Genomic DNA, 263 nt, shown 5'->3' with positions numbered 1-263 from the left:
CGCGCAACCCGTCGATATGAAAATGCTCCAGCCAAAATAAAGCACTGGCAAGTAGAAACTGGCGCACATAACCTTTACCGTAATCGTAAATACAGGAGTTCCAGTCAGGGTGCCAACCCCGTCGCGGATCTTCGTACTCATAAAGATGACTGCCATCAAAGCGCGCCAGGCCATGACCATCTTCCGGAAAATGTGCCGGCACCCAGTCCAGAATCACACCAATACCCGCCTGGTGGCATTGATCAACAAAATACTTAAAGTCA

The 263-nt window shown here is 49.8% G+C and carries 1 pseudogene; it reads right to left on the bottom strand.

The annotated features are described in order from the left end of the window. Positions 1 to 263: pseudogene (locus R0J87_RS21580) on the bottom strand (1,4-alpha-glucan branching enzyme); the annotation flags it as partial.

This window comes from Halomonas sp. SIMBA_159 (genome assembly GCF_046536035.1).
GTDB classification, from domain to species: domain Bacteria; phylum Pseudomonadota; class Gammaproteobacteria; order Pseudomonadales; family Halomonadaceae; genus Vreelandella; species Vreelandella venusta_A.
The sequence above is the reverse complement of the archived record's forward strand: the minus strand, read 5'-3'. Positions and strand labels throughout refer to the sequence as shown.